This window comes from Pantoea sp. ME81, from assembly GCF_903970985.1.
GTDB lineage: Bacteria > Pseudomonadota > Gammaproteobacteria > Enterobacterales > Enterobacteriaceae > Pantoea > Pantoea communis.
Genome location: NZ_CAJCKS010000302.1, coordinates 1 through 3,038, shown reverse-complemented (window position 1 = coordinate 3,038; position 3,038 = coordinate 1). Strand labels below are relative to the sequence as shown.

The following is a 3,038-nucleotide window of genomic DNA, read 5'->3' as shown; positions in this document are numbered from 1 at the left end:
ATGCCTGCAATAAAACGCCCACGCAACAGTCGCCCGGCATCTTCCATCCCGCGCAACACCGGTTGCAACGCCGGAAAGCCGCCGGGTATCTGCTCGGCGATAGCGGCACCACGCGTGATGACACCAAATCGATCCAGCATATTTTCTGCCAGTGCCAGCGCACGTTCGGTGTCAGCAATCGGCTGGCGGGGGATCAACGACCAGCGACCAGCCATAGCGTGAAGTGAGAGTCGTGATTCGACCGGGCGACTGGCGCTAAAACTGGATCGACTGTGCCGTCCGTGACGTGCACGAACAGGGCGCGGTTTGGGCGTGCTGGCAATCTGGCTGAGATTACGCAGTGCCGACCAGGTATCGATAGTGAGGACGCCGCGCCAGATAAGTTGCCAAAGAGCCTGATACACGTCTGTCGACTCAATCAGTTCATCGCTATCCTCAGTTTCAGTGATGCGCGGCATCAGTTGTCTGACGAACCAACCCGCGCCATCCTGCATCAGCGTCACTAACTTATTTTCAATAGGTGACAATGTCACTGAATGGTCCAGGACAGGCAAGGTTTCGCTGGCGAATTCACTTAAATGCAGGGAAACCAAGCCGTCCTGCATGTTTGATGAGGGATGACCGACCCAAATAACCTCTCCCGATGAGAGCAATTCATCCAGCATGGCTGGCTGATAATCCCGAATGCGTGCAGGGAAGATTTGCGATTCCCACAGTGATACCGGCAGCACCACGCCTGCCAGTTGTTCAACGACTCTCATTACGCCATTCAGACCGGAGAAAGCGCCTTGTGTCTGTCGCGCGTTCGCATCACTCAACAGCCCCTGGCGCTCAAGCAGAAACACCACGTATGCGGCAGGTGCAACGGGTTGAGTGGCGTGGCGCGCGGACTGTAACGATCGCACACGCAAGCGGCGAAATACGCTTTCTGCTGCCCACTGCGCAGACTCATCAGGTCCGGGAGGGAGAAAATCGCCTTTAAGTAACTTATTCTGCTGGCGAAGCTGATCCAAAGCTTCATCCACAACGGCGCGACCGAGGCCAAAGCGTTGAGCCACCTGCAAACTGGTAAACACGGCGTGGGTGCGGGCGTAGCGCCCCAATAGATCCTGCAATGGTCGGACGACCGGTTCGAGCAGTGCAGCCGGGAGGCCTGTCGGCAACACGCAACCCAGCGCATCGTGCAGACGTACCGCATCTTCAGCCACTGCCCAGCGTGCGATACCCGCGATTTTCACACTGACGATCCGCTGCGCCTGTTGCAGCGCGTGTAAGCCGGGCTCAAGGGGCTCATCGCCATTGAAGCGTGCAACAAGTTCTTCGGTTGATAACGGACCCAGTTCGCGCAGCATATCCACCAGAGCTTCAATAGTGCGCGCCTGATACTCTGCCACGCAGCGCTGTAACTCCTGTTCAACCCGTGCAATCACGGCGGGTTCCAGCAATTCACGCATCTCCGCCTGACCCAGGAGATCACTCAGCAGATTGCTGTCGAGCGCCAGCATTGAAGCGCGTCGTTCAGCCTGCGGTGCATCACTGGCATACATGAACTCGGCGACATAGCCAAACAGCAGCGGTGCGGCAAACGGCGAGGGCGTTTCGGTGGTGACTTCTGTCAACCGCACATCACCCTGATGTAATCGCGCCATTAGGTGATGCAGCGCGGGTAGGTCGTATACATCCTGCAAACATTCGCGTGCCGTCTCAATCAGGATCGGGAAGTCTGTAAACTGACGCGCCACTTCCAGCAACTGGCTCGCGCGTAAACGTTGTTGCCAGAGAGGAGAACGTTTGCCGGGATTGCGGCGTGGCAATAGCAGGGCACGGGCAGCACATTCGCGAAAACGAGCGGCGAACAGCGCCGAATGCCCGACTGATGCCATGACGATACGTTGTAGTTCATCAGGTCCGAATAAAAAGAGCTCGGCACCCGGCACCCGACCGTCACTATCGGGGAAGCGTGCCACGATACCGTCGTCGCTGGCGACCACAGCCGGATCGATCCCCATGATGCGGCCAATGCGTTCTGCCACCGCCAGCGCCCAGGGCGCGTGCACACGTTGACCATAAGGGGAGTGCAGGATCACGCGCCAGTCGCCGGTTTCATCCCGACAACGCTCAATCAACAAGCTGCGGTCGGTAGGCAACTCGCCAGTTGCCTGAATTTGTTCGGCGATCAGGCTTTTAATATTGTGTCGGGCATTGGCGTCAAGACTGTCGCCGGGTAGTGACGTTTCACTATGGGCCTGTCGTAAATAACCACCAATCGCTTCACCCAGTGTCGCTGAACGGCCGAGACTGTCGCCATGCCAGAAGGGCAAACGTGCTGAACGGCCCGGTGCAGGCACCACCACCACCTGATCGTGGGTGATTTGTTGAATGCGCCATGATGTTGCGCCCAGGGTAATGATGTCGTTAATCCGCGACTCATAAACCATCTCCTCATCCAGTTCCCCGACGCGTCGTGCGCCCGTCTGTTCTTCACCTTCGGGCAGCATAACGCTGAACATCCCGCGATCCGGGATGGTGCCACCGCTGGTGACAGCCAGATGCTGTGCGCCAGGTCGGCCGGTAAGCGTATTGTTCTGCCTATCCCATATCACGCGTGGACGTAAGTTGGCGAACTCTTCTGAAGGATAGCGCCCGGCTAACATGTTTAGCACCGCTTCAAATGCGTGACGTGGTAACGTTTTAAACGGTTCTGCCCGCCGTACCAGCTCAAACCAGCTGTCGATTTCCAACGTGTCCATTGAGGCGGCGGCGACCGTGTGCTGAGCCAGCAGGTCCAGCGGATTGTGTGGCAGGGTAATCGCATCGAGTTCACCCGCCAACATCGACTCAACAATGACAGCCGCATCCACCAAATCACGTCGGGTGCGCGGCCAGATGATGCCTTTCGGCGTACCGCCGACCTGATGACCTGCGCGGCCGACGCGCTGGAGTGCACTGGCAACCGAAGGGGGCGCACCCACCTGAATTACCCAGTCGTTAGACCCGACCAGTGTCGCGGCGGCACACGGGGCACCACACCGCGCGCC

The 3,038-nt window shown here is 58.3% G+C and carries 1 protein-coding gene; it reads right to left on the bottom strand.

Annotated features, from left to right (window positions below; all coding sequences use genetic code 11):
- A partial coding sequence (locus H7A81_RS26615) for a DNA glycosylase AlkZ-like family protein (protein ID WP_370530001.1) occupies window positions 1-3,038 on the bottom strand: 3,038 nt, incomplete at both ends.